This window comes from Geotoga petraea, from assembly GCF_900102615.1.
Classification (GTDB): domain Bacteria; phylum Thermotogota; class Thermotogae; order Petrotogales; family Petrotogaceae; genus Geotoga; species Geotoga petraea.
The window spans coordinates 30,963-56,665 of the sequence record NZ_FMYV01000007.1; the positions used below are offsets into that span (position 1 = coordinate 30,963).

Here is a 25,703-nt window from a genome sequence, read left to right on the forward strand (position 1 = left end):
AGTATCACCTCCATATTGATAAATAAGTTATTATAACACTCATCGCCAACGGTCCTAATTCTATTTTTATACTTTCTTCATTCTTTTTCGCAAGATAAATTGTTGTTAGAACAAATATCAAAGAAAAAATAAGAAAGAATGTATTACTATAATATTTTATAATTGGCAGAGAAAATCTGAGCAAATAACCAAGATAATCTCTTTTATATGCCTTTTTTGAACCTTTAAACATATAAAAAAGTAATCCTATAAAATATGCGTTAAACAATCCTAACGAAATTACCTTTGCCAAATCAAAATTTATAAAAAACTCTGTTTGATTGTATATCAAGCTGACAATCATAAGAGACGAAAAATGCATGAATTGATCTAAGACATAGTATTCGCTGGTATTGAACATTTTTTTATCTCTGTTTTTATATTTTAGTATATCGATCAATAAGTGTACAAATGTGAGAATTACCAACAATAATAAATTATACAAATTCAAAGAAGATGGAAGAAATAACAAAAACATAGATATAAATATTATAAAAATATGCAACAATAATACAGATAACTTAGATACTTTGTATTTTGCTATATAACTAGTTTGAAAGACATAATCACCTATCAGATGAGATAATAAAAACAAGAAAAATATATTATTAATCATCGTTAATCACTTCTTTTAGTTTATCGACTAATTTTGGATTATAATATTCTCCTTTGTAGTTTTCTAAAAAATTTAGTGCTTGATCTTTTGTTAGTTTTTCTCTGTAAGACCTTTTTTCAGTCAAAGATACATATTTATCCAGTATCCCTATTATTTGAGCAGATAAAGGAATTTCATCCTTGGATAATTTTTTTGGATATCCACTTCCATCCCATTTTTCATGATGGTATAAAACTATTTCTCTTACTTCTGGCGAAATTGCTGGAATTTTTGAAAGAAGTTCGTATCCATAATTAACGTGTTTTCTTACCTCGTCTTTTTCTTCTTTTGTCAACTTTTCCTTTTTATTGAGTATATTTTCTGGAACCCCAATTTTTCCAACGTCAAAAAGCAGGCTGCCATACTTCAAATTCTCTTTTTGCTTTCTTGTCATTCCAAATTTGTCAGCAATTAATTGAGAGTATTCCAAAACATTTTCACAATGTTTTTCAGCTCCAGGTACTCTGACTTCCAAAATTTTTGTCAGGATTTTTAAGGATTTATCCAATATAATGTTGAACTTGTTTTCTAAAAATGAATTTTCTATATTTTTTCTTACGTGTTCTTCAAGAGTTTTTATAAGATAAATATCGTATAAATCAAAGCTTTGATTTTTGACAAGTTTAAAATATCCTAAAAAACCATCTTCTAAGTTGATAGGTAAGTACAATTCATTTTTCAAACACTTAACAGTTCTTATTTTTTCTGTTGATATAAAATTAAAATCATTTCCTTTCAGCATCTTCAAATCTGGGTTTATGTAAAAATCTATTTTTTCAATATTCATAAATTCCATAAAAATATTTTTTATATTTTCTATGGTATTTTTTAATTGTATGTTTGGTTGTAGCTTTGAAAGGAAATTAACCATAAAATTTTCTTGTTTTTTATCTTCAATTCCACAATATTCTTTAAATAATTTATCCAGGCTCAATAAATAGTAAGAATCAAAATCATCGTATAATTTGACTTCTATTTTACTGTATTCTTTGTATTCAACGTGTATTAAATCATTATCCTTAACGTTATTTTGATAAAGATCATCATCTATCTTAAATTCATAGCTCGAGTTTATTCTTTTTAAAAATTCTATATTTTTTGTTATCAAATCATGCGTCATCTAACTCACCTTCTTTTACTCTATACAGTTTAAGTGGTTTTTCTTTACCCTTTACTTTGTGATCTCCTATATATTCAAAATTATATTTTTTTGATCTTTTGACTATTTCTTCTGAAACAATCAACCATTCGTCTAAACTTCTGGTCAAACTCTCTATTCTGGAGGTTGTGTTAACGGTATCACCGATACACGTATAATCCATTCTAAAGTCTGCACCAATGTTCCCTATTACCACTTCGCCATAATGCACACCTATCCCAGAATTTATCTCAAAGTCAAACCCCTGATTTTTTAACTCTATGTTTATTTCTTTTAACTTCTTTCGCATATCTATTGCACAAGAAATGGCTCTATCTACCTCGTCTCCAAATTCTATTGGAGCACCGAAGATTGCCATTATAAGATCACCGATAAATTTATCTATAGTTCCATAATATTTATTTCTAATGATTACAGCCATTTCAGATAAATAGTAGTTTAAAAATTGAACAACTTTTTCAGGTCCCAATTTTTCCGATTTTTCTGTAAACCCAACTATATCGGACATTAACAATACGACTTCTTTTCTCTCTCCACCAAGCTCTGTCTTTCCTTCCTTCAACAATTTTTCTGCGACAAAATCTGGCACGTATTTGAAAAAGAATGATTTAATCTGCTTTTTCTCTCTTGATTCTTTTAAAATAGCCTGTCCTGTGTCTACAGCTGGAATTATTAAAGACGTTATAACTGGATAAAAAGTGTCTATCCATATATTATTTTTAAACAAAAAGTAAGAGATAAAAATATAAGAAACAGGTATAGCAAAAGAAAAAAGTTTAACTTTGATTTTTTTGAACGAGCTGAAAATCAAAGAAATGGTTAACAGCAATAATAAAATCAACGTTGAGTAAAAAAAATTAAGTCTGTACAACCTATCTTCATTTATTAGATTTTCTACTGCGGTAGCGTGAATATAAACACCTGGTTCATTGTTTGAAAAAGGTGTAACTCTGAGATCGTATAATCCCTTTGCTGTGGCAGAATAACCAAGTATTACAATCTTATCTTCAAAATCATAATCTTCGTAGTCATTTCCATAAACAAAGTCATAGAAAGAAATTGTATCAAACGTATTTTTACCTTCCCCATAATAGTTGAGAAGATATGTCCCATTTTTGTCTATTTTTATTTTTTCATTTTCTAACTCAAGTATGTAATTTTTGGGATCTAATACGATGTTGTTTAAATCATATCCTTTATACAGGGCATATAACATTAAATCCATGTGTGGGAAAAATCCTGTACTTATTCCCTCTTCGTACGACCATGTTTCCTTGAAAAGTAGGGGGATTCTTCTTGCAACTCCATCTGGATCTAATTCCCCAATTTCATATGTAGAGGAAGGCACTAAAGAAGAAAATTCCCTTATAGGTGGAATTATTTTGTAAGCTTCTAAAGATTGAAAAATCGATAAATACTCTGGATTTTTTATCTTTATAGAATAATTGTTGTAATAGTAATTGTTTTTTAAAAAAGCTTTATATTCCTCGTTATAATCTGAATAGTTGTCTTTTTCAACTGTTAAGTAAGAACCCAGAACAACGTTGTTGAACTTTCTCAACATAGCAGCTAATAATGCATCATCTCTTGATTTTCCATTTACCACATTACTTTCAGAAGGTGTTGTAAAAGAAACGTCAAACCCTACAGCTTTTGTATCATTCTCAAACAATTTAATAAGCATTCTGGCATAATGTTCTCTATTCCATGGCCATTCATCGTTGAATTCAGTAGACATCTTTGTCAAAGATTTCTCATCTATAGCGATAACCAAAACTTCTGGAGTGATTTGTTTTTCTCCTCTTATTCTGTATCTCAAATCCAAGGTTTTTAACTCAAAAATCTCTATCCAAGGATTGTTGAAAAAATATGTTATTATGTAAACTGCTATAAAAATGATGAAAAGTAGGTATACCCATTTAAGATTAAATGATTTCACATTATCACCACTGTAATTATATCAAATATTAATATAATTATAACATTCATAACAATAATTACATATGCTTTAAAAACTATTTTTAATAATATGCTATAATATGTGTGCAAAAGTAGATAATAAAGGAGTTTATAATATGAAAAAAAGATACGATTTCCACACTCACACCCTACTTTCAGACGGAGTATTGTTGTTGAGTGAACAGTTGAGTTGGGCAAAGAAGAAAAATTATGGTGCCATTGGAATTACAGATCACGCCGATGCTTCTAACATAGAAGAAATATTGAACAAATTACAACTTTTCATTGAAAAAGAAGAATTGTATTACGATATACAAATTGTGCCTGGGGTGGAACTAACACACTGTCCACCAAAAAGCATAAATAACTTGGCAAGAGAAGCAAAACAAAAAGGGGCTAAAATCGTCATTGTTCATGGAGAAACAATTGTTGAACCAGTCCCTGAAGGGACAAACAAAGCAGCAATTGAGTCGGAGTATGTTGACATTCTTGCTCACCCTGGTTTAATTGAAAAAGAACTTGTAGAACTCGCAGCAAAAAACGGTACCTATTTAGAAATTTCAACAAGAAGAGGGCATTCTCTTACAAATGGATATGTAGCAAAGTTGTCTTTAGAAAAAGGAGCAAAATTATTAGTTAATTCTGATGTACACACACCAGACAATTTTTTAGATTTTGAAGAGGCTAAAACAATAGCTCTTGGAGCTGGCATTCCAGAAGATAAAATAGAAGAAATAATGCAAGGTAACCCGATTGATTTGTTGAATAAAATAGGATGAAACGAAATTGTTTCACAATTCTGTTGGAAGCTGGAAGTTAGAGGTAAAAAACTTTGCATGAGTCATGTTGAATTATGTTGAAACGAAAGAGGGCATAGATTTTTTGTGGTGTTTTTAATAACAAATATATAACTAAGGAGCATAAAAAATGAAAAAAATTTTATTACCTATTTTCTTGTTAGTTGGAATTTTTGCCATTTCAATGAATTTTGAAATAGGATTATATCCAACTTTGGGTTTGGACAAGAACTGGAACGAAGTTAATTTCAAAATCAACCACTTTTCAGAAAATTTTGATTTTCTTGCAGATTTGTCTGCTTTAAACGATGGAAAATATAAACCTTCTCACGGAGAAGAATATTATTTTGGATACTATTTTTTCATGAATGAAGGTGGAATAAAACTTCATTTTGAAGATATTGATTTTTCTTTCGGAAGACTCAGACATCATGACTTGGTTGATTCTCCTTATTCAGTTTTTATTTCTTCAGCAGATAACGCTGCAAATATAATGGACTTGAAGTATGAAAACGATAATATGTTTTATGAAACAAGGTGGATAGGACTAAACCATGATTCCAATGTGGATCTTAGTTATGAAGCTGGCACTAAATACCCAGAAAGAGGGGCGAACTACAAAACTTATGGATTGATATTTGGAAATTATAGGTTTGCTTATCAAGAGTCGGCCGTTTATTTTGGAGAATATTTTGGTTTTGAATACTTTGCAAATCCTATACCAAATTTCTTTGTTCAATATACAACTCATTCTACTGGAAAACCTTGGTCTTATGGAAACAATGCAAATGCCATTATGGGTTTTATGCTTGATTATAAAGATGAAGATAAATATTTATATTCGCAAATTTTGGTCGATGATATCAATATGAACAGGTTTTTGAACCCAGAAGGAAGGCAAAACCCAGATAAATTAGCCTGGTCTATCGGTGGAGATTTTTACACCGAATACGGGAGATTTGGACTCCACCACGGAGGAGCGACAAAATACACTTTTTCTCCTGTTTCGTTGAGCACTCCTTATGGTTACACTTATTATCCTGATGTAGTTTACCCATATGATGGATACAAGGCAATTAATAGAGAAGATAACAATATAGGTTATATCCACGGAGAAAACAACCTCGCGTTTATGGTTGATTATTACAACAAATTTTTTGAAAATTATGAATACTCTGCTTCTGTAGAATATTCTATAACAGGTAGCCAATCTCCAATTGACCCCTGGCATGAGTTAGGAAATACTCCTACAGGTACATATTTATTAGACGAAGAAATTCTCGAACATTCTATGATTTTCACTAACAATATAAATATGAATTTAAAATATTTTGATCTTGGTTTTGGTTTCTCTATAGGTCAAATAAAAAATCAATTAGATTTGGTTTTGATAGAAGACACAGGAAGATTTATGTTTAAACCAGATCCAGACATAGACAAAAACATTTTTTCTTTTAACCTTCAATTTTCAAAACAATTTTCTTTTTAAAAATAACCAACTCAAACGAGTTGGTTATTTTTTATCTATATGTGCATTGTTGTAATTGTTGTTTGCAAATTTTGGCCAAGCTGTATCAGCTAATCCACCGTTTTCATCTTTTATTGCATAAAATATCCCGTCTTCAGAACCAAAATACACTATACCATTTTCTGATATTGCAGGGCTGGAAAATATATTTCCCCCTGTCTCAAAACTCCATTTTTTACTTCCATCAGGATTTATGGCATAAAGTTTGTTGTCATTAGATCCTACATATATAGTTCCATCTTTTGCTAAAGCAGGTTGAGCATAAATACTACCATTTGTTTCAAATATCCAATTAATATTTCCATTTTTATCAAAAGAGTATAAAAAGTAATCGTTAAAGCCTGCATAAAATATATCTTCTCCTGAAAAAACAACACCTGAAAGCATTATCCATTTATCTGTATCAATGACCTGCTTTAGTGTTCCCCATTGGCTGAGTATTTGGATTTCTCCATTTGAAGTTCCAAAATATACTTGTGTTTTTTTATCTATAGATAATTCACTTGTTAATTGTCCTTTGGAATAATATATCCATCTTAACTCGCCTTTACGATTAAGAGAATATATAAATCCACTACTGGTACCAAAATAGATATTATCTTTAGAATCTATTACTGGTGTAGAGTATATAAAACCGTTGGTTAAAAACTCCCAATTCATTTTTCCTTCTTGAGTTATTGAATATAAATAACCATCTTCATTGCCTATATATATCGTTCCTTTGCTGTCTATAGCTGGAGATGCTGATATTTTTCTTATATCTATATTCCAATTCATAAAACCTGTTTGTGTATCAATAGAGTATAAGATATCTTGTCCTATATAAATATTCCCATAACTATCTAGAGCTGGACTATTTAATAATATTTCTTGTGTATTAAAAATCCAGTTTGATTTTCCGTCTTTGTTTAAACAATACAAATACCCATCCTGAGATCCAAAATATATGTTTTCTTTTGAATCTATGGCAGGATTGGTTGATATACTATCTCCTGTATTGTAAGTCCATAAAGGCTCAGAAAAAATATTTATAATAAATAACAATATAATTATTATGAAAAATTTTCGCAAACTATATGCTCCTTAATTTTTAAGTTATTTATATTATAATCTATTTTTAAAAAATGCGGACTAAAGTCCGCACTTTTTTATTTAGTTTGTTGGATAAGGTTCATCATAAGTCATTATATCTTGTCTTATAACAGTTCCACTGGATATTTTAAAAACTTTCCATATTGTTGCTTCTCCAGAAGGTACATTGTACACTGTGTAGTTTCCATTGTAATAAAGTTCTATTTTTGCTGATGAATTAGCTAGTGCATCACTAGTTGTTGTGTCTCCATGATTTGTATAATCTAAAATATAATAATAATAGTCTGCGTCACTATCTAAATTTGTAATAGTTATTGTTTCTGGTCCATAACTTGATGTATCGTCATGATCAAGTTCAGCTTCAGAAGATATTTTAGCACTATAATAAACATGGTATTCTACTGTTCCATCTTTAACTTTTACCAAATGCGAATCTAAATCTTCTGGATTTTCGCCCCAAGTCAAAATAATCCTTGTTTTTCCTTCTTCTAACACAGGAGTCATAGTCAAATCTTGAGTTGTAGTATTGTTTCCAACAACAGTAATATTGTATGAGGTTGTTGTGTAATCCGTTTTTATAAGTTCCAAAGTATAATATCCATATGATTTTATAAAACTAAAGTTTCCAGAAGAATCTGTATTGTATGTATTAATTATAGTTCCCGTAGTATTATTTAATCCTTCTCTTAATTTCAATGTGACATTATCTATTCCTGTTCCGTTTAAAGCATCTTGAACTCTGCCTTGATATGTTCCATCACCACTATAAGAGGTAGAAAGATATAATATTTGAGGATATATCTCTGTTTCATCTTTTTTGATTTCAACTGTTCCATCTGCTTCTAAATATCCAGTTTTTTGAAATGATATAGAATATGAACCTATTGGAGCTTCTGAAAAACTATATTTTCCATTCGAATCAGAGCTCTTTGTTTCTGTATGATGAGAACTATGTAATGTTATTTCTACTCCACTTATTGGATCATTTGTAACTGCGTCTTTTATTGTTCCTTCCAAATTTCCTAAATCTTGTTCTTCTCCTAATAATGTAGTTAAATCACAAGATGTAAAAAGAAAAACTAGAGAAAAAACAGTAAAAAATAATACAATTTTTTTCATTTGTCTCCCCCTTTTTTTTGAAATAATTAATAAATTATTTCGATATATAACCGTATTCATAACCATCTATAGGGTTGAAATACAAATCAAAATTGCTATTATTTGAAGTTATCGCAGAAAAAAAGCTAAATTCTGTGACATTTTCAGGATACCATATATCTTGCCATCCTGATAAGCTAGAAAGATCTGGCATATTATAATTATATAAATTTGAAGAACCTAACCAACCTGTAGTATTAGTTATATACCATTTCCTTAAATAATCACTACTTTGAACTTCAAATTGATACGCTCTTGTTTCATGCGTAGAAATCCCAGAATCATAATTATTCCAAGATAAAGATACTACATTTGAATCATTTGTTAAAACTGGTTCTGCCCAAGTAGATGAAGGTAAGGTGTTCATATATTCCGTTGAATTAACAGAATTTTTATATTTATAAATTCCTGTATATAGATCAGATTCATTTTCTGAAATTACCAAAATATGTAAATCTGAACTATCTAAGATCGAATTTGGAATCTTGGCGCTGTTATAGCCCTCTAGATAAGGGAAAACTAATGTTTCTCCTCCTACCAATATTTCAGACCAAACATTTACACCTTCAAGCGTTGAAGTTGCTGAAAAAGTTTCTAAAGTAACAAAATCACTTACTGATATATTTTTAGTAACTTCTCCTGAAACCTCTAAATCCCTATCTATATAAATACTATCGTGGTAATCATCATAATCCGTTGTAGTTGTTATAACAAAATCTTTTGTGCCATTGACAACAGGAAGTTCATAACTTAAATCATCGTTACCTGATGGAGTATGAAACCCATGATACACTCCATAAAACATAGCTGTATATTTATTCAAAAAATCATATGAGAAATTTACGTTAATTGTTGCTGGATTTGTTTCTACAGTCCAATCTTCAAAATTCATATTTAAAGTTGCTAACTCATCTTTATTTGCATTTATTATTTCTATATCATAACCATATTTATTTTGATATTGGTCATAATATTCATATACAACAAAAACACTGTAGTTTCCATCTTCTGCTTCTGGTGTAAAAGCATATCTTCCTAAAGAACCTGTTAGTTCATTCCAATCCCCTGATTTACCATCTTTGTAAGCAAAAAATTTAACATTTGTCTCTATTTCATTTACAAGCGTATTAATTACTATTTGTTCTGGGCTTCCGTCGTCACCAACATTTTGACCAGGAATACAAGAAACAAATAAAACTGCAGTAGAAATAATTAGTACAAAAAACAAAAATTTTTTCATTTAAATCCCCCTCCTTTGTGTTTTCTTTTTTTTTGTAAATATTATACTCTTTATTTGTTTAATATTCATATATCATTAATTTCATTTTAATTATATAAAAATAAAAATAAACAAAAAAAGAATATAATTAACAATAATGAAATCATTACATTTGGTAATAATCGCCAACAGAAAACGGGCTTGTTAGCCCGTTTTTTTAATACATTTTATTGATTTTTCAACGTCTATATCAAATTCTAAATATGATTCATTTCTTAAATTATAAGGTTCATGATAATTGTACTGAAGTTCTTCAAATGAATTAAGGTTGACTCAACCAACCAATTTTATTATGTTATAATTTTATTTATAGAAGATTGTTAGTTTTTTCATCAAAAATAATAAATAGATGCGATGAACTATTGAAAATTATTGTACAAAATTTATCTGAAAGAACGATGGAAATGCGTTAAAAAAATTGTATGTCTGAGCTGTTTTTTGCGAGTTTGCAATTTTTAGCATTTCCAAGTGATTGAAGATATTATTTTTTCAATAATTTGATCTAGTGAAGAGCTCTTTTTATTATTTAAATAAAAATGAAAATCCTAAACACCCCCATGCTTCGCATGACCCCTCTTAAACATTAATAGGGGATTTATTTTCTTCGAAAATTGACTGATTAGATCCTTACGACTCACTTCGTTCGCTCAGGATGACATAAGTAATTTTTTAAGAAATTAATTATATAGGAGTTGATCATTTTGCAAGCTTTATTAAGCATATTACCAGAGCCATTTTATTCTGAAATTTCAGAATTATGGGAAAAACTTGAAAATAAATTTGATGTCAAATTTATTCAAAACAGCGTTCCTTTTCCACATTTTACCTGGAACGTGGCAGAAGAGTATCTTATAAAAGATAAACTCGAATATTTTAGAAAAGGTTTTAAAAAAGTTGATTCTTTTGTTATTAAAACTTCTGGAATAGGTGTTTTTACAGGAGATAAAAAAGTGTTGTATATACCTATAAAACCTACTGAAGAACTTTTGAATTATCACGAATATATTTGGAATTTGTGCGAAATAAACAAAACTCAAATGAATGAATATTATTCACCAGAAAATTGGTTTCCACATATTACATTAGCTGTTGAGGATATTAAAACTGAAAATATAGGAAAAGTTGTAGAATTCTTGGCGGATACAAAATTCAAATACGAAATAAAAATTGACAATATCTCATTTGTATATAGAGAAGTTGGAAAAGAGCTCAAAGTAGAACGTTCCTATGGGTTGGATTATTAAAGGTCAAATTTTACTTTGAAATTTTGTATATAACTTCTACCAACTTTTAAAATAGTACCTTCTTTGTCGCTAAGCTCTACAATATAATCTCTCAAGAACTGTTTTTGTATTTTGGCAACTTTATCCATTGCCACTATATAACTTTTGTGTATTCTCAAGAACTTTTTGGGATTTAAATTGATTTCTAATTTTTTCAAAGATGCATCATAAAAGTGTTCTTTATCGTGTGTACACAAAAATGTGTACTTTTCTTGTGCTTTGAAATAATATACATCTTCTTCGGGAATTATAGTTATTTCATTATGCCCTTTTATAGAAAACCTCGTAATATACTCTTCTTTTTTAATTAATTCTTTGATCATATCAAGCATGCTTGAATCCAATTTCTGATTTTTATCTATCACTCTGTTTAATGATTTTTCTAATCTACTCTTATCCATAGGTTTCAAAATATAATCCACTGCATTTTCTTCAAAAGCTTTTAGAGCATATTTTTCGTAAGCAGTAACAAAAACAATCATTGGGTCGTATTGGATTTCTTGAAGAACTTCAAACCCATTTTTCCCAGGCATATTTATATCCAGAAAAATCAAATCTGGTCTTTTAGAATTAATCTCTTTTATCGCTGCTTCCCCATCTTCAGCTTCTCCAACTATTTCGATATAATCAAAATCCTCGAGCATGTTTTTTAGTCTATTTAAAGAATGTGGTTCATCTTCGGCAATAATACAACTTATGGTCATTTTTTAGCCTCCTTTAGAGGAAATTATATTTCAACTGTTACACCATTTTTTTCATTTTGTTTTATTTCTAATTTTGCATCTTCTCCATACAAAATTTTTAATCTTTCTTTTACAGACCTCACACCAAAACCGAGTTTGAAATCTTTACTTTCAATTCCTACCCCATCGTCTATAACAGAAATCTTTATTTTTTTATCCACTGTTTTTATAACTATTTGTACTTTACCATTTCCTTTTTTTGGTGAAATTCCGTGTATTATTGAATTTTCCACTATTGGTTCAATACACAAAGGAGGTATTTCTGCATTTTTCAATTCAGGATTACAAATTATTTCGTATTCCATCCTGTTTCCGAGTCTGACTTTTTCAATGTCCAAATATTTTTTTACCAAGTCAATTTCCTGTTCTAAAGTATAATATTCATTTTCAGACGAATACAATATTTTTCTGTAAATTGTAGATAAGTTCAAGATCATTTCTTCCACTTTTTCGGGATGATCGTAAACCAAATCAAGAATTGTATTCAAAGTATTGAACAAAAAATGGGGGTTTATTTTTGATTGTAAAGCAGCTAATTCAGATTTTAAATTCAATTTTTCCAGTCTTTCGTTTTCTTTCATTTCATTTTCTATGTCTGTTTTAAGCTTTTTATATATAAATCCTAAAAACACTACAATAAAAATAAGAATTATATTAGTTATCATCAAAAAATTTTGAACCGCCTCTGATACACTGAACATTTGAATAGGTAATAGAAGTCTGGATAAAAATAAAGATAGCTCTATTCCCAAAAACAACGACAAGAATATCAATAAAAGTTTTGAAAGTCTTTTGAATATCTTTATTTCTATCGTTTCTCTAAGATATCTTTTGAACAGTGAATCAATAACAAAATAAATATACCCAACAGAATTAGTGAAGATAAGCGATATAGCTATATTTATATTGTATCTGTAAAAAGTAGAAGAGATCAGAACTATGATCATGGAAAGGATAAACCCAGATATTTGGTTTATAATAGTTATTTGCAATAATTTTTTTAACATCATTTTACCCTCTGAAGAATATCTATTCTATCTATAATTTCTGTTCTCATTTCTGGGCTTATATCTTCAGAGATAAGATGTTCATAAATTTGAATGGCTTTTTCATATTTTTTTTGTTTTTCATAAACTAAGCCTAACTTATATTTTATTTTTTCTATTTCTTCTTCAATTTCACCATCTTTATAGTTTATTATTATATGATTATAATCTTCAGAAGCTATACCTAAACAAAAAGAATTTGAACTTGTAAAGCAGCTTTCGGCCCTAATAAATCTATATTCTAATTTATCCTCTCTTTCTATAACATCTTCCATTTCGGTATAACCTGAAATGATATACCACATTTTAGAAGGTGGAAACCACTGATAATTGGATATTTTTATCAAAAGAGAACCATATTTTAAATGATAATACGGTTTGTTTTCTATTCTAAAAGCTTCTTCATAAAGTTCTTTTGCCCTATCTAAAGATTCTTTGTCCCCCAAATCTTCATATATCTCTGCGAGCTTTGACCTGGATTGATGATCAGTCTGATCATATGCAACCCATTTTTCTAAAACTTGAATTTGTTTTTTAGTTTGATCAATATTCAAAGAAAAAACAATTGTTATTAAATTTATTATTAAAAATATAGATAGTATTTTTTTTAAACCCATGAGTTAGTCACCCTTTTTGGTAAAATAAATTTATTAAATTTATTTTGTTGTTAGTTGGAAAAGTGAAAAAGTTGAAAACTTTTTCAGATGGAAGTTGGAAGTTGGAGGTTGGAAGAAAAACCAACAACCAGCAACCAGCAACTAAAAACTAACAACAGGAATCGCCAAGCGATTCCTAATCCTCCAACAGAAATTGCCCCCGAAGGGGCTATTTAATTAAATTAAAATCCAAATGTGAATCCAGCCGAAATGTTGTAGAAATAAATATATTGTTGCTCTAAATCACTGACATTATCTCCATTTTCAAATTTCCACCCATCAAATGAAGCACCTACAATATATTGTCCTCTAACATAAACACTCATAAAATCTATTGGAGTTACGGTAATTCCAGCATATGGACCAAAAGTAAATGCTTCAAAACTTATCTGGTTTAGATATGGTGATGTCCCTCCAATGAAGTCAGCTGTTTCTGTTTCTCCATTTTCTTGTTGAACTACTTCAATTATCTGTGTGAATCCCCCAAGTCCTGCGCCTAAATCAAAAGCTACATATTTGCTTGGAGATAGTTGAGTAGAAACATTAAATGCACCATAGCTGGCTGTATATTTATAATCACCTTTTTGGGAATAACCTCCCCATCCTTCTCCTCCCATAAATATAGGAGCTTCTCCAATTCTACCCATTCCGCCTCCACCAAAGGCAAATATTCCGTTAGTAAAATCAAAACCATTATCCAAAGGATCAACTATTTGATCACCCGGTATGAATACAACTGATGGTCCACCGCCACCAAATTGCACAGCAAAACTCATCAAAGCAAATAAACTAACAATAGATAAAACCAATAATTTTTTCATTTTTATTCCTCCTTAATAATATTTTGTATTTGTTCTTACATTTACACTTGTATTAACATCTAAATAATTTCTTGATCCAGAAGGGATTTCGAATTCAAATTCTCCAGCTAAAGAACTTATTGTTATTTCTGTATCATCATTCCATTTTTCAAGAAAAATTATTTCTCCAGATAACCCTGTACTGTTAATAACCAAATTCTCTAAAAATGAAGTTTTAAACCTTAGATCAATGTCTGTACCAGATATGTGCATATTTCCTGTGTTAATCAGCCCTTTAATGCCTATTCCTGTTCCAGATATATCGATATCTTTTGAATTTATATTAGAATTGATGTCGATACCTGTTCCGTCAATGTTTAATTCGTTGGTAGTTACTTCACCTACTAAATTAATTCTAACACCAGAAATATTTATTTCTTCATAGTTATGATCTCTACCTATTTCAACATTCACTTCACTTCTAAAAGGGAAACTCGGTGTTTCAATATCCATTGAGTCATCTTTTATATCTACATTTTTTACATGAGAAATATAAATATTATCCCCTCTTACAAATTCAACGTTTAAATTAACCCCTTTAATATATATTCTATCTTTTGTATCATAAATATTTGAATTATAAACTCCACTATTTTCTGGATAAACAAAATTATTATATTCACTTGTAACGTTTGCAATCCCAAAAGTTAAAAATACTATTATGGGAATAGCTATCCATTTATAATCCATTTTATCACTCCTTTCCCATGTAACTGTTTAAATTATATTATTTTATAAATTATTTAGCAATTGATTTATGATGTTGTGTAATTATTAAGAATTAAACGCCATTTATAGAATTAAAAATATATAAAAAAAACCACCCTTACGGGTGGCATAAATTTTGGGGATTTATATTTTAGTTCAGGGGGGTAAAACTCTTGCTGTCATTATTATTGTATTTTTATAATCTTAGATTATTCTTAAAAACGTTTGTTATAACTTAGAATACCCTTAAAATATTATCCCTTGATTTCTACTTCAAATTTTTCTTTTAATTCATTTCCTTTGTTCATGTATACTTGTGACTGTTTCATTGCCAATAATTGTTGTTTTAGTTGATCTTTTACTTCTTCAAAGTTTGCTTCTTGGGCAGGTTGTCTATCTGTTAATTTTATTACATGGTATCCAAATTGTGTTTTTACTGGGCCACTGATGTTTCCTTCTTCCATATTAAAAGCAACATTTTCAAATTCTGGAACCATTTGTCCTTTAGTAAAGAAACCCAAGTCTCCACCTTGTTCTTTTGAAGGGCAAGTTGAATACTCTCTTGCCAATTCTTCAAAAGATTCTCCATTGTCTAATTTTTCTTTGATTTCATTTGCTTTTTCTTCTGTTTTCAAAAGAATGTGTGAAGCTTTAATGCTTTCTGGTTTTTTGAATTGAGCTTTATTTTCTTCATAATATTTTTTTACCTCTATATCATCAATATCTACATCTTCGAATAGTTTTTTGATTGCATAGTTCTTTAAAATTTCTTTTTTTGCTGACTCTAATTCATCTATAAATTCTTCATCTTTATCCATTTCTGTTTCAATAGCTTCTGCATACATTAATTCCTGATTGATTAATTCTTGTAATAAGTGTTTTTTACCTTCTGGTGATTGAAATTGCTGTCCTCTTTGACCTAATCTTTGAAGTAAAATGTTTACATCTTGCTCTGTAATTTCATTTCCGTTAACTATAGCTAACACTTTGTTTTCTGACATTAAAATACTCTCCTTTTTTTATAGTGATTTTATCCATAATATAAATAATATCATCTATATATTTAATCATTAAATACGCAATATTAAAGCTTTTTTAATATATTTGACAGAGCCTTAATAAAAGTTTTAGTTTCATATTCATTTCCTACTGTAACTCTTATGAATTGTTCTAGCTCTTCATTATATTTTCTCGTAACAATTCCTTCTGAGAATAACTGATTATATACAAAATCAGCATCTTCAAACTTTAATAAAACGAAATTCGTCTTCGATTCTATAGAGTATTTCTTAAAATTTGCATAAATTCTATCTCTATTCTTTTTTATTTCTTCTGTACTTTTTTCAATTTCTTCATAGTTTTCCAATATTTTTTCTATGACTATTTCAGATAACTTATTAAGTGAAAACGGGGATACTAACTTTCTTATTTCTAAACTATATTTAATAGAGGAAATGCTATATCCAGCCCTTATTGCAGCTAATCCAAAGGCTTTTGAAAATGTCCTTGTTATTATTAAGTTATTATATTCCTTTATTAAAAACTTATAATCTTTATCGCTAAAACTGTAATAAGCTTCATCTAAAAGAACATTTACTCCAGTATCTAATATTTCTATTAATCTATCTTCCTGTATTTCTGTTCCTGTTGGGTTATTTGGAGAGCAAATAATCACAAGATCATCTTTTGAATTTATATCCTTTTTATTTATCTGAAACTGAAAATTCTCGTTCAAAGGTATTTTTTTTAATTGTTTTCCATGTTTTTTTGCAAAAAATTCGTACATACCAAACGTTGGGGTGTTAATTATTACTTTCCCTTTGGTATTCAATATAATGAGATCTAATAATTCGTCACTTCCGTTACCAATATTTATATTTTCAGGTTGTAATTTTTCGAAATTAGCTATTTTCGAAATGACATTCTCCGAATTAAAATCTGGATATCTATTAAATTTGGTATTTAAAATTTTTAACGAAATCTCTTCTCTTATCTTTGCTGGAAGATTATACGGACTTTCATTCTTGTCTAAACAAATCAAATCTCCACTGTTGTTTTTATAATCTATATCCATTATTTTCTTCTTCCCTTCAACTCTTTTAAAATTTCAGAAAAAGAAATACCTTCATAACTTAAAACAACCAACAAATGATAAATCATATCAGCTGTCTCGTAAATTCTTCTTTCCCTATTTTCAGCAACCAACACTTCGACGGCTTCTTCTCCAAATTTTTTGAAGATTTTTTCTTTCCCTTCTTTGAATAAAAAAGAAGTATATGATTTTTCGTCTGGATTCTCTTTTCTTGATTTTATAACATTTTCTAACTCTTGTAAAATCGAGTAAGAATAATCTATCCTGTCTTCTTCTTTTGGTAATTCCACTTTTTCAGAAAAACAACTTTTTGTCCCGAGGTGACAAGCTGGACCTATTTGTTCTACAGTTAAAAGTAGAGCATCGTTGTCGCAATCTAATCTAATATCTTTTAAAAATTGAAAATTTCCACTTATCTCACCTTTCATTCTAATCCTGTTTTTTGTTCTTGAATAATAAAATAAATTTCTTGATTTCAAAGTTCTTTCCAAAGCTTCTTTATTCATATAACCTAAAGTTAAAACCTCTTTTTCTTCATCTTGAACTACAATTGGAACTAATCCGTTCCCTTTTTCCCAGTCTATTTTATTTAACAAATCATTTGATAAAATCATTATTTCTCCTCCTATTTTTTTAAAAAATTATAAATTTAAAAATTTTTATTTTTTAATAAAAACATCTTGCTTCATAACACACCTCCTAAAATAAATAAAAAAAACCGATCACGTAAAAACGTGACCGGCATCATTGTTTTTTAATCAGCATGCAAAAATTTGACGTGCTGAGATGCGGCCACGCCAAAGATGATGCATTTTATTTATTTTTATAATACTTATATTATCCATATAAATCATTCCTTTTACTTTTTATTCTCTGAAATCTCCAACTTTCAACATCCAACAGAAATCATTTATGATTTCTCTAAAACTATACCACCATTTATTCTTATTTGTCAATTAATTTTATAATACAATTATAACCACAAATTATTTTTACTTGTAGAAACAGCTTTAACTCCATATTTAATTAAATCATTAACTTGTTCTAAATCTTCAATAAGGCCTCCAGCAATTACATTTATCCGACTACCAAATTTTTGAATAAAATTTTTAGCTGCACATGAAGGTAGCACTTCATAAGCGTCTGGTGATGTTTTTTCTATAAGATTACTTATGGAATTTAAAGAGGTAGAATCAATTACAAAAACTCTTTGTATGGTAATGAATCCCAATTTTTTAGCAATGTTTATTATATTTGATTTTGTAGTGATTATCCCGTCACAAAGGTTTTGAGTTTTTAGAAACTCTAAAAAGCTTTTATCTTTTGCTATACCATTTACCAAATCAATATTTACAAGAAGCTTCTTTTTATTCTGCTCACAAATTTCTTTTATACCTTTCAAATCATTAATATTCCCACTAAGAAGAAACAAAACATCTGAACTTGTATAGCAAGCATTTTTTATCTCATTAATATCTCTTATTCCTGGTATCGTTTTAGAATTAAATTTTATCGACATAGTTACCCCCTTAATAAAATCACAAAGTGATTTTGGCTGTTAGTTGATAGTTGGTTAGTTGCTGGTTTTTCTTCCAACTTCCAAAATACATCTTATATTCGAATATATTTTTAGCGTTTTCTTATACAATTATATCAAATTTATCCACTATAATTAAAAAATTAGTATTCCTTTTCGATATTGTTTGTATTGCTAATTATTAAAGTTAATATTGTGTAATTACCCTAAATCAACTATAAAGGTCAATATTTATAGTTTGGAAGTTTAACTAATAATGATATAATTTTAACATAATTTCATAGGTTGGAGAATAAGAAAAGCCCATTCTAATTTTTAGGCAAGAAGTCTAATTATTTTGGTGGGTATTTTTTATTATTCATTCTAATCAAAAAGGGGGGATTTAGAATGAAAAGAAGTTCCAAATTACTTTTGGCTTTTTCCATCATTATTGTTTTAATTGCTGGGCTATTGGGTAGTATGATTCAGTCTGATTTTTATTCTGTCGATGTGAGGGATGTAAGAATACCCGCTAAGGATGGACAAGTTTTAAGTGGCTTGCTGTTTGTTCCTGAAAATGTGAGTAATGAAAACCCTGCTCCTGCAGTATTAACTATGCATGGGTACATTAACTCAAGAGAAACTCAAAGTGGTTTCAACATTGAATTTGCAAGAAGAGGTTATGTTGTTCTTTCTTTAGATATGGCTGGCCATGGTTATTCAGAACAAATAGCTGGAGATCTTTCCAGAGGTGGTTCTGATGCTTTACGATTTTTACACGATTTGGATTTTGTAGACAGTGATAACGTTGCTGTAGAAGGTCATTCAATGGGTGGGTGGTCATTAGTAAGAGCTGTTAATGACAACCCAGATTTAGTAAAAACAGTTATTTTAGAAGGTTCTTCTCCAGAAACTTACGGTTCTGGTGAAGTTACTGCAACTTCTCCATTTAATTTTGCAGTTGTTTTCAGTAAATATGACGAATTCAGTCAATTGATGTGGGGAGTAGAAGTACCTTCAGATATAGTTAAAACAGAAAAATTAAAAAAAGCTTTTGGGGTTACTGAAGATGTTGTTCCAGAAGAACTATATGGATCTTTTGTAAATAACTCTGCAAGAAAACTATATATCCCATCAAATACTCATCCTGGAGACCATCTATCTACAGAAGCTATTGGTAATGCAATTGAATTTTTACAGGATTCTATAGCTGCTCCAAATGAAATAGACCCTGAAAATCAAATTTGGCCTTGGAAAGAATTTGCAACACTTCTTGGGTTAATTGGTTTTATAATATTCATTTTTGCCGTTTCATCTTTGATTCTTCAAACAAAATTCTTTGGAAGTTTGATTCAACCTTTACCCGATTTTGGTGGAGCTCAAAAATGGGGTTGGTGGATTTCTGCAATTATAGCAACAGCTATTCCAGCAGTCTTCTTCTTTACCTTTCAAGAATGGGGTCAAGCTAATATAGCTGTTACAGCTTTTTGGCCTCAACAATTAACTAATGGTTTTGTTGCTTGGGTAACTTTTGTTGGATTAATTGCATTAGGTCTTTTCATAGTTTGGCACTTTATTTCTGGAAGAAAACAAAATGGCAACACCATTAATTATGGACTTTCGACAAGTACAGAAAACAAAAAATTTAGTTGGAACTATATAGGAAAATCTTTACTATTCTCAGTTATTGTGATGTTCTTTGCTCATCTTTTGGTAGCTATGACACAATGGGCATTTTTAATAGATTTTAGATGGTGGGTATTGGCTGTTAAACCTCTTGACTTTACTCATTTTAGAATAGTTCTCGATTACATACCTCCATTCCTATTCTTCTTCTTGATTAACGGCTTGATATTACACGTTCAATTAAGATATAAAGAAAAAGGAAATAATTTTGGTAGTCTTTTAAAATCTATGCTAACAAACGGTATAGTTAATGCACTTGGTATAGTTGTAATTGTTATTCTTCAATTGGGAAGTCTTTATATGACAGAAACTCTTTTCTTCCCATCACAATCATTATTGGGTATAGTAGCATATCAATTTGTATTTATAACTTTTGTAACTGGATTGTTCTCAACTTATTTCTTTAGAAAAACAGGAAATATATACACAGGTGCTTTTATCAATGCATTTTTTGTAACTTGGTATATTGTTGCTGGACAAGCAACTCATTTTGTATTATAATTAAAGTGTAAATAATAATTTAATATTGGCGGAGATAATAGATAGCCACATTCACTACCGGAGAAATCTGGTGGTTGAATGTGGCTTTTTTATATATTTGGAGGTGTTTGTATGATAGCTGTAATAGGAGGAGGAATTGTTGGTACTCTAACAGCTTTAGAGCTATTAAAATATTATGAAGATGTAGCTCTTTTTGAAAAAAATCCTGCTACTGGTATGGAAACAACAAAAGCAAATTCGGGAATAATACATGCGGGATATGATGATGAGCCTGATACCTTTAGAGCTCAATTTTCTTACAAAGGAAATAAAATGTATGATGATTTGGCAGAATTGTTGAATTTCAAAATAAAAAGACCAGGTTCTCATGTCGTTGCTTACAATGATGATGAGATGGAACAGCTTTACCATCTCGCAGAAAATGCAAAAGCAAATGGGTTTGAAGATGATGAATACGAGATAATTCTAAAAGATAGACTTTTAGAAATGGAACCAAATCTAAATAAAGATGCGATTGGCTCTCTTTGGTCTCCTATAGCCGGAATTGTAGATCCTTGGGAAATTGCCCAAAGAGCTTCTATTGCCATAAGAAGAAATGGTGGAGAAGTATTTAAAAACAAGAAATTTGTCAGCGTAGATAAGAAAAATGATAAATTCACTCTTCATTTTGAAGATGGTACAGAATTTGATGCTGATTATGTTATAAATGCTGCTGGTCTTTATGCTGACGAAGTAGCGAAAGCTTTTGGAGATACAGTTCCAGAAATTACCCCTGTAAAAGGAGAATATTATCTCCTTAACAAAGACATCAAATGGGTAAACTCAGTTATCTTCCCTCTTCCAACTGAAGAAACAAAAGGTTGTTTGGTATTACCTACAGTTGATGGAGGCTTTTTGATCGGCCCAAACGCAAATGAAACAGATTCAAAAGAAGATTACGCAACAAGCGAAGAAGGACTTGCAGAAATCGCAAGAGATGCAAAAAAATTAGTCCCTAATTTAAAGATAAACCCAGGTACAATCATGAAAACCTTTGCAGGGCTTAGACCAGAAACAGAGGAAAAAGATTTTTATATCGAAAAAGGGAAAGATAATGTCATACATATTTCTGGTACCAGATCTCCTGGTTTAACAGCAGCTCCTGCAATTGCAGAATATGTTGCAGATATGTTTCAAGAAAAACTGGAGAAAAAACAGAGAAATATAGAATTGAAAGGTTTAGAAAACAATCTCGAATTGATTAAACAAGATTATGATAAATGGGATGAAATGATTCAAAAAGAACCCGATTTCGGAGAAATAATCTGTTACTGTAATAAAGTTACCAAGGCAGACGTTCTATATGCAATTGCAAATGGAGCTGAAACTATAGACGAAATAAGATTCTTTACCAAATCTGGCTTTGGTGAATGTCAGGGCGGTTATTGTTCATCAAAAATCTTTGAAATATTAAAAGATAAAAAAGATGGCAAACTCAAAAATATAAAAAAATTCACAGATGACTCATGGATTATAGATTCCGAGGTGAGAAAATGAATTATAAAACAGATATAGCAGTAATTGGCGGCGGAGCAGCTGGAATGGCCGCTGCAAAAAAAGCAGCAGAAAATGGTTACAAAGTGATTTTAATTGAAAGAGACAACGCCGTTGGTGGAGTTTTAAACCAGTGTATCCATAATGGGTTTGGTCTTCAATATTTTGGTGAAGACTATACAGGTCCAGAATTCAAAGAAGTTCTGGAAGAAAAAGTTAGAAAAAATCAAGTAAAAATCATATCAAACTCAAATGTTTTAGAACTCTTTGAAGATAAAAGAATCAAGTTTGTCAATAGAGAAGGCATACATGACATAGAATTCAAGGCATTAATATTAACCACTGGAGCAAGAGAAAGACACATCAACTCTCTCGGAATAACCGGAGACAGACCTGCTGGAGTATTTACAGCGGGACTTGCACAAAGATATATAAACCTCATGAACTTGAAACCTGGAAATAAGGCTTTAATAGTTGGTTCAGGAGATATAGGGCTTATAATGGCAAGAAGATTGACCCTTGAAGGCGTAGAAGTCAAAGGGGTTGTCGAAATTAACCCTTATCCAGGTGGTCTCGATAGAAATATCCAGCAGTGTTTAAAAGATTTTGATATCCCTCTATACCTTTCACACAGTGTTAGAAAAATCATTGGAAAAAACAGAGTTGAAAAGGTTATCGTTTCAAAAGTAGACGAAAATTTCAAATTCACTGGTGAAGAAATGGAATTCGATGTTGACACAGTTGTAGCTTCAGTAGGGCTTATTCCAGAAACAAGACCTTTTGACATTGTAGATACACAAAATGGATTTTTGGTCAATAATTTGAATCAAACTAACATAGACTGGATATTCGCTGCGGGAAACTGTACAAGAGTTTTTGACCTTGTAGATTACGTTGCAAAAGAGGGAGAAAGAGCAGCTGAATATGCAAGCCAATATGTTAAAAATTCTGATGAAATTAAAAAAGAAGAGTTCAAAATAATACCAAACGAAAATATAGGGGTAATGTATCCTCAAAAAATAAAAAAAGATTATCCAGTTGAGTTTTATTTAAGAGTTAAAAAACCTATGGAAAAAATAAAAATAGAAATACCAGAATTAAATTATTCAAAAGTTTTCAAAGAAGCAGTTCCTTCAGAAATGATCAAAATAAAGATAAAAGACACATCTAACATTGAGAAAGATGTGGAGGTGAATGTCTATGAGCACAGTTAAAGAACTCACTTGTGTTGTCTGTCCAGTTGGATGCAAGATAAAAATAACACACGATGGTGAAAAAATAGAAAGCGTAGAAGGCTATAGGTGTGATAGAGGTTATAACTACGCTGTACAAGAAATTAAAAATCCATTGAGAACATTAGTAACCAGTGTAAAAGTAAACAATGGGAACTATCCTCTTGCTTCTGTTAGAAGTTCTAAAGAAGTCCCTCTAAACAAAATAAATGATTTGATGGATATTATAAAAAATACAAAAGTAGACGCTCCTGTTAAAAAAGGTGATGTTATTATTAAAAACCCCCTTGATCTTGGAGCTGATATTATTGCAACCAGAAGCGTGGAAAAAATATAAATTTTGTAGCGATGAATGTTGGAAGAAAAAAAGTCCCCTTTAAAATGAAAGTTTAGAGGGGTGTCAGTGAAACTGACGGGGTGTTTTAGAGTTTTTATTTCAACAACAACCAACAACAAAAATTGTTTCACAATTTTTATACTTATATAGCCTAATAGTTTTTGTCATGGTGCTCCCTTATGAGAATGCAGACTAAAAATAGACGGTATCTGAGAAAGATACCGTCTATTTTTATATTATATTTTTTTTAATTCTTACCATATCAGTCTTTTTAAAAACAATTCTTAACACTATTTTTTATTTATCTAAAAAAAGTACTTTATAATCATCTTGATTGTAATTCAAAAATTAGGAGGTGGAACAATGAAAAAAGCTTTTGTTGCTTTATTGGTATTGTTGGTAGGGTTAGTTGGTTTGTCTCAAGCAAAATACGTTTTCATGTTTATAGGGGATGGTATGTCTTTAACTCAAATAAAATCAGCAGAATTATATTTGAGTGAAGTTAACAACAGAGATGTTAATTTGTTAATGACCCAATTTGAAGGAAATGGAATAACAACAACACATTCACTTGACTCAGCTATTACAGATTCAGCTGCAGCAGGTACTGCTTTAGCTACTGGAAACAAAACTTTGTCTGGTGTTATAAATATGGATGAAACTAAAACTAAAAAATATAAAACAGTTGCGGAAGTTGCAAAAGAAAATGGTATGAAAGTTGGAATTATTTCTTCTGTTTCAATCGATCATGCAACACCAGCTTCTTATTATGCTCATCAACCTTCAAGAAATAATTACTATGAAATTGGAAGAGAGCTTGTAGAAAGTAATTTTGATTTTTTTGGTGGTGGAGCAGTAAAAAGTCCTGACGGTGAAAAAGGGAACTTCTATGATTATGCAAAAGAAAATGGATACAAAGTTATATTGACACAAGATGAATTTGAAAATTACGATCCAAATGGTGAAAAGGTTATTATTTTCAATGAAGAACTAACAGGTGCAAAAGCTATGGCTTATGAAATGGATAGAAAAAATACTTTCTCATTAGCTGACATAACAAAAAAAGGAATTGAAGCTTTAGATAACGAAAATGGCTTTTTTATGATGGTTGAAGGTGGAAAAATTGACTGGGCTGGACATGCTAATGATGCTGCTGCTAATATAAAAGATACAATTGCTTTTGATAACGCAATAAAACAAGCATATAACTTCTATTTATCACACCCAGATGAAACTTTAATAATCATTACAGGTGATCACGAAACTGGTGGTATGACTGTTGGTTTTGCAGGAACTGGTTATTCAACATATTTAGGAAGAATAGCAAATCAAAAAATGTCATTTGAATCTTTTGATTCAATATTATCTGATTACAAAGCAAGAAATGCTTCATTTGAAGAAGTTCAAAAAATAATAACAGAAAATTTTGGTATCACTTTCTTAAGTTCAGATGAAAAAGCTTCTTTAAAAGCGCTTGCTGATAATGGCAGTAAAGATGCTTATGATAAACTTGCAATGTCTGTTAATGATCTTGAATATAAAAAATTAGAACAAGCATATAACATGTCTTGGCAAGAAAAAGTTCCAAACACAGAATATTCTTATTTATTGTACGGTGGATATGAACCATTAACTGTTACTATTACCCATATTCTTAACCAAAAAGCAGGTATATCTTGGACTTCTTATTCTCATACAGGTGTTCCAGTTGCAACATTTGCACAAGGAGTTCATTCAGATTTATTCAACGGATTTTATGACAACACCGATATAGCAAAAAAACTTTTTGAAATTATAGGTTAATTAAAGAACTGATTACATATTTATTGGCGGGGGGATAAGAG

The 25,703-nt window shown here is 30.0% G+C and carries 23 protein-coding genes; 8 read left to right on the plus strand and 15 right to left on the minus strand.

All coding sequences use genetic code 11. The annotated features are described in order from the left end of the window. Positions 1–4: 4 nt before the first annotated feature. The 3 genes from BLS00_RS08480 to BLS00_RS08490 are packed head-to-tail and all read right to left on the minus strand — an operon-like array spanning position 5 to position 3,792. The gene (locus BLS00_RS08480) at positions 5–655 is read right to left on the minus strand and encodes a DUF3307 domain-containing protein (protein ID WP_091404859.1); all 651 of its coding nucleotides are present in this window, start codon (positions 653–655) and stop codon (positions 5–7) included. Continuing rightward, a complete protein-coding gene (locus tag BLS00_RS08485) occupies positions 648–1,814 on the minus strand; it encodes an HD-GYP domain-containing protein (protein ID WP_091404860.1) in 1,167 nt (388 codons plus the stop codon). The genes BLS00_RS08480 and BLS00_RS08485 overlap by 8 nt, the downstream gene beginning before the upstream one ends. Then, a complete protein-coding gene (locus tag BLS00_RS08490) occupies positions 1,804–3,792 on the minus strand; it encodes a CHASE2 domain-containing protein (protein WP_091404862.1) in 1,989 nt (662 codons plus the stop codon). Before BLS00_RS08490 ends, BLS00_RS08485 begins: the two co-directional genes overlap by 11 nt. A gap of 136 nt (positions 3,793–3,928) precedes the next feature. Here BLS00_RS08490 and BLS00_RS08495 point away from each other — a divergent pair, with 136 nt between their 5' ends. Continuing rightward, positions 3,929–4,591 (plus strand): histidinol phosphate phosphatase domain-containing protein, encoded by a 663-nt coding sequence (locus tag BLS00_RS08495; protein WP_091404865.1) that lies wholly within the window; start codon positions 3,929–3,931, stop codon positions 4,589–4,591. 148 nt (positions 4,592–4,739) lie between these two features. After that, on the plus strand, positions 4,740–6,098 hold the full coding sequence (locus BLS00_RS08500) for a hypothetical protein (RefSeq protein WP_091404867.1): 1,359 nt from the start codon (positions 4,740–4,742) through the stop codon (positions 6,096–6,098). Between the two features lie 24 nt (positions 6,099–6,122). Here the strand turns inward: BLS00_RS08500 and BLS00_RS08505 are convergent, their stop codons facing one another. The 3 genes from BLS00_RS08505 to BLS00_RS08515 all read right to left on the minus strand — a co-directional run bounded on the left by BLS00_RS08505 (position 6,123) and on the right by BLS00_RS08515 (position 9,627). Next, entirely contained in the window at positions 6,123–7,181 is a 1,059-nt protein-coding gene (locus BLS00_RS08505) for an outer membrane protein assembly factor BamB family protein (RefSeq protein WP_176759883.1), read from the minus strand. 108 nt (positions 7,182–7,289) lie between these two features. Then, a complete protein-coding gene (locus tag BLS00_RS08510) occupies positions 7,290–8,348 on the minus strand; it encodes a carboxypeptidase regulatory-like domain-containing protein (RefSeq protein ID WP_167848990.1) in 1,059 nt (352 codons plus the stop codon). 34 nt (positions 8,349–8,382) lie between these two features. Next, positions 8,383–9,627 (minus strand): hypothetical protein, encoded by a 1,245-nt coding sequence (locus tag BLS00_RS08515; RefSeq protein ID WP_091404874.1) that lies wholly within the window; start codon positions 9,625–9,627, stop codon positions 8,383–8,385. A 740-nt stretch (positions 9,628–10,367) separates the two neighbouring features. Between BLS00_RS08515 and BLS00_RS08520 the strand changes: the two genes are divergently transcribed. Then, entirely contained in the window at positions 10,368–10,910 is a 543-nt protein-coding gene (locus tag BLS00_RS08520) for a 2'-5' RNA ligase family protein (protein WP_167848991.1), read from the plus strand. Here BLS00_RS08520 and BLS00_RS08525 read toward each other — a convergent pair. The 9 genes from BLS00_RS08525 to BLS00_RS08565 all read right to left on the minus strand — a co-directional run bounded on the left by BLS00_RS08525 (position 10,907) and on the right by BLS00_RS08565 (position 18,573). After that, positions 10,907–11,653 (minus strand): LytR/AlgR family response regulator transcription factor, encoded by a 747-nt coding sequence (locus tag BLS00_RS08525; protein WP_091404880.1) that lies wholly within the window; start codon positions 11,651–11,653, stop codon positions 10,907–10,909. The genes BLS00_RS08520 and BLS00_RS08525 overlap by 4 nt on opposite strands. A 23-nt stretch (positions 11,654–11,676) precedes the next feature. Continuing rightward, complete coding sequence (locus BLS00_RS08530) at positions 11,677–12,699, minus strand: sensor histidine kinase (protein ID WP_176759884.1); 1,023 nt, start codon at positions 12,697–12,699, stop codon at positions 11,677–11,679. Beyond that, positions 12,699–13,355, minus strand: a complete 657-nt coding sequence (locus BLS00_RS08535) for a tetratricopeptide repeat protein (RefSeq protein ID WP_091404884.1) — start codon at positions 13,353–13,355, stop codon at positions 12,699–12,701. Before BLS00_RS08535 ends, BLS00_RS08530 begins: the two co-directional genes overlap by 1 nt. Positions 13,356–13,576: 221 nt before the next feature. Then, on the minus strand, positions 13,577–14,215 hold the full coding sequence (locus BLS00_RS08540) for a hypothetical protein (protein ID WP_091404885.1): 639 nt from the start codon (positions 14,213–14,215) through the stop codon (positions 13,577–13,579). 12 nt (positions 14,216–14,227) lie between these two features. Next, positions 14,228–14,944 (minus strand): hypothetical protein, encoded by a 717-nt coding sequence (locus tag BLS00_RS08545; protein WP_091404887.1) that lies wholly within the window; start codon positions 14,942–14,944, stop codon positions 14,228–14,230. 272 nt (positions 14,945–15,216) lie between these two features. Next, complete coding sequence (locus BLS00_RS08550; protein WP_091404889.1) at positions 15,217–15,963, minus strand: peptidyl-prolyl cis-trans isomerase; 747 nt, start codon at positions 15,961–15,963, stop codon at positions 15,217–15,219. Between the two features lie 83 nt (positions 15,964–16,046). Then, on the minus strand, positions 16,047–17,036 hold the full coding sequence (hisC, locus tag BLS00_RS08555) for a histidinol-phosphate transaminase (protein ID WP_091404891.1): 990 nt from the start codon (positions 17,034–17,036) through the stop codon (positions 16,047–16,049). Then, complete coding sequence (gene hisIE, locus BLS00_RS08560) at positions 17,036–17,668, minus strand: bifunctional phosphoribosyl-AMP cyclohydrolase/phosphoribosyl-ATP diphosphatase HisIE (RefSeq protein WP_091404893.1); 633 nt, start codon at positions 17,666–17,668, stop codon at positions 17,036–17,038. Before hisIE ends, hisC begins: the two co-directional genes overlap by 1 nt. Before the next feature lie 359 nt (positions 17,669–18,027). Then, on the minus strand, positions 18,028–18,573 hold the full coding sequence (locus tag BLS00_RS08565) for a glycerol-3-phosphate responsive antiterminator (protein WP_091404895.1): 546 nt from the start codon (positions 18,571–18,573) through the stop codon (positions 18,028–18,030). A gap of 405 nt (positions 18,574–18,978) precedes the next feature. Here BLS00_RS08565 and BLS00_RS08570 point away from each other — a divergent pair, with 405 nt between their 5' ends. From BLS00_RS08570 to BLS00_RS08590, 5 genes are all read left to right on the plus strand, one after another. Continuing rightward, entirely contained in the window at positions 18,979–20,757 is a 1,779-nt protein-coding gene (locus BLS00_RS08570) for an alpha/beta hydrolase family protein (RefSeq protein ID WP_091404897.1), read from the plus strand. A 111-nt stretch (positions 20,758–20,868) separates the two neighbouring features. Then, positions 20,869–22,293 (plus strand): NAD(P)/FAD-dependent oxidoreductase, encoded by a 1,425-nt coding sequence (locus tag BLS00_RS08575; protein ID WP_091404898.1) that lies wholly within the window; start codon positions 20,869–20,871, stop codon positions 22,291–22,293. Next, positions 22,290–23,504, plus strand: coding sequence for an NAD(P)/FAD-dependent oxidoreductase (locus tag BLS00_RS08580; protein ID WP_091404901.1), 1,215 nt, complete (start codon positions 22,290–22,292; stop codon positions 23,502–23,504). The genes BLS00_RS08575 and BLS00_RS08580 overlap by 4 nt, the downstream gene beginning before the upstream one ends. Continuing rightward, positions 23,491–23,859 (plus strand): DUF1667 domain-containing protein, encoded by a 369-nt coding sequence (locus tag BLS00_RS08585; protein ID WP_091404903.1) that lies wholly within the window; start codon positions 23,491–23,493, stop codon positions 23,857–23,859. Before BLS00_RS08580 ends, BLS00_RS08585 begins: the two co-directional genes overlap by 14 nt. 363 nt (positions 23,860–24,222) lie before the next feature. Beyond that, positions 24,223–25,662, plus strand: coding sequence for an alkaline phosphatase (locus BLS00_RS08590; protein WP_091404905.1), 1,440 nt, complete (start codon positions 24,223–24,225; stop codon positions 25,660–25,662). The last annotated feature ends 41 nt before the right edge of the window (positions 25,663–25,703 follow it).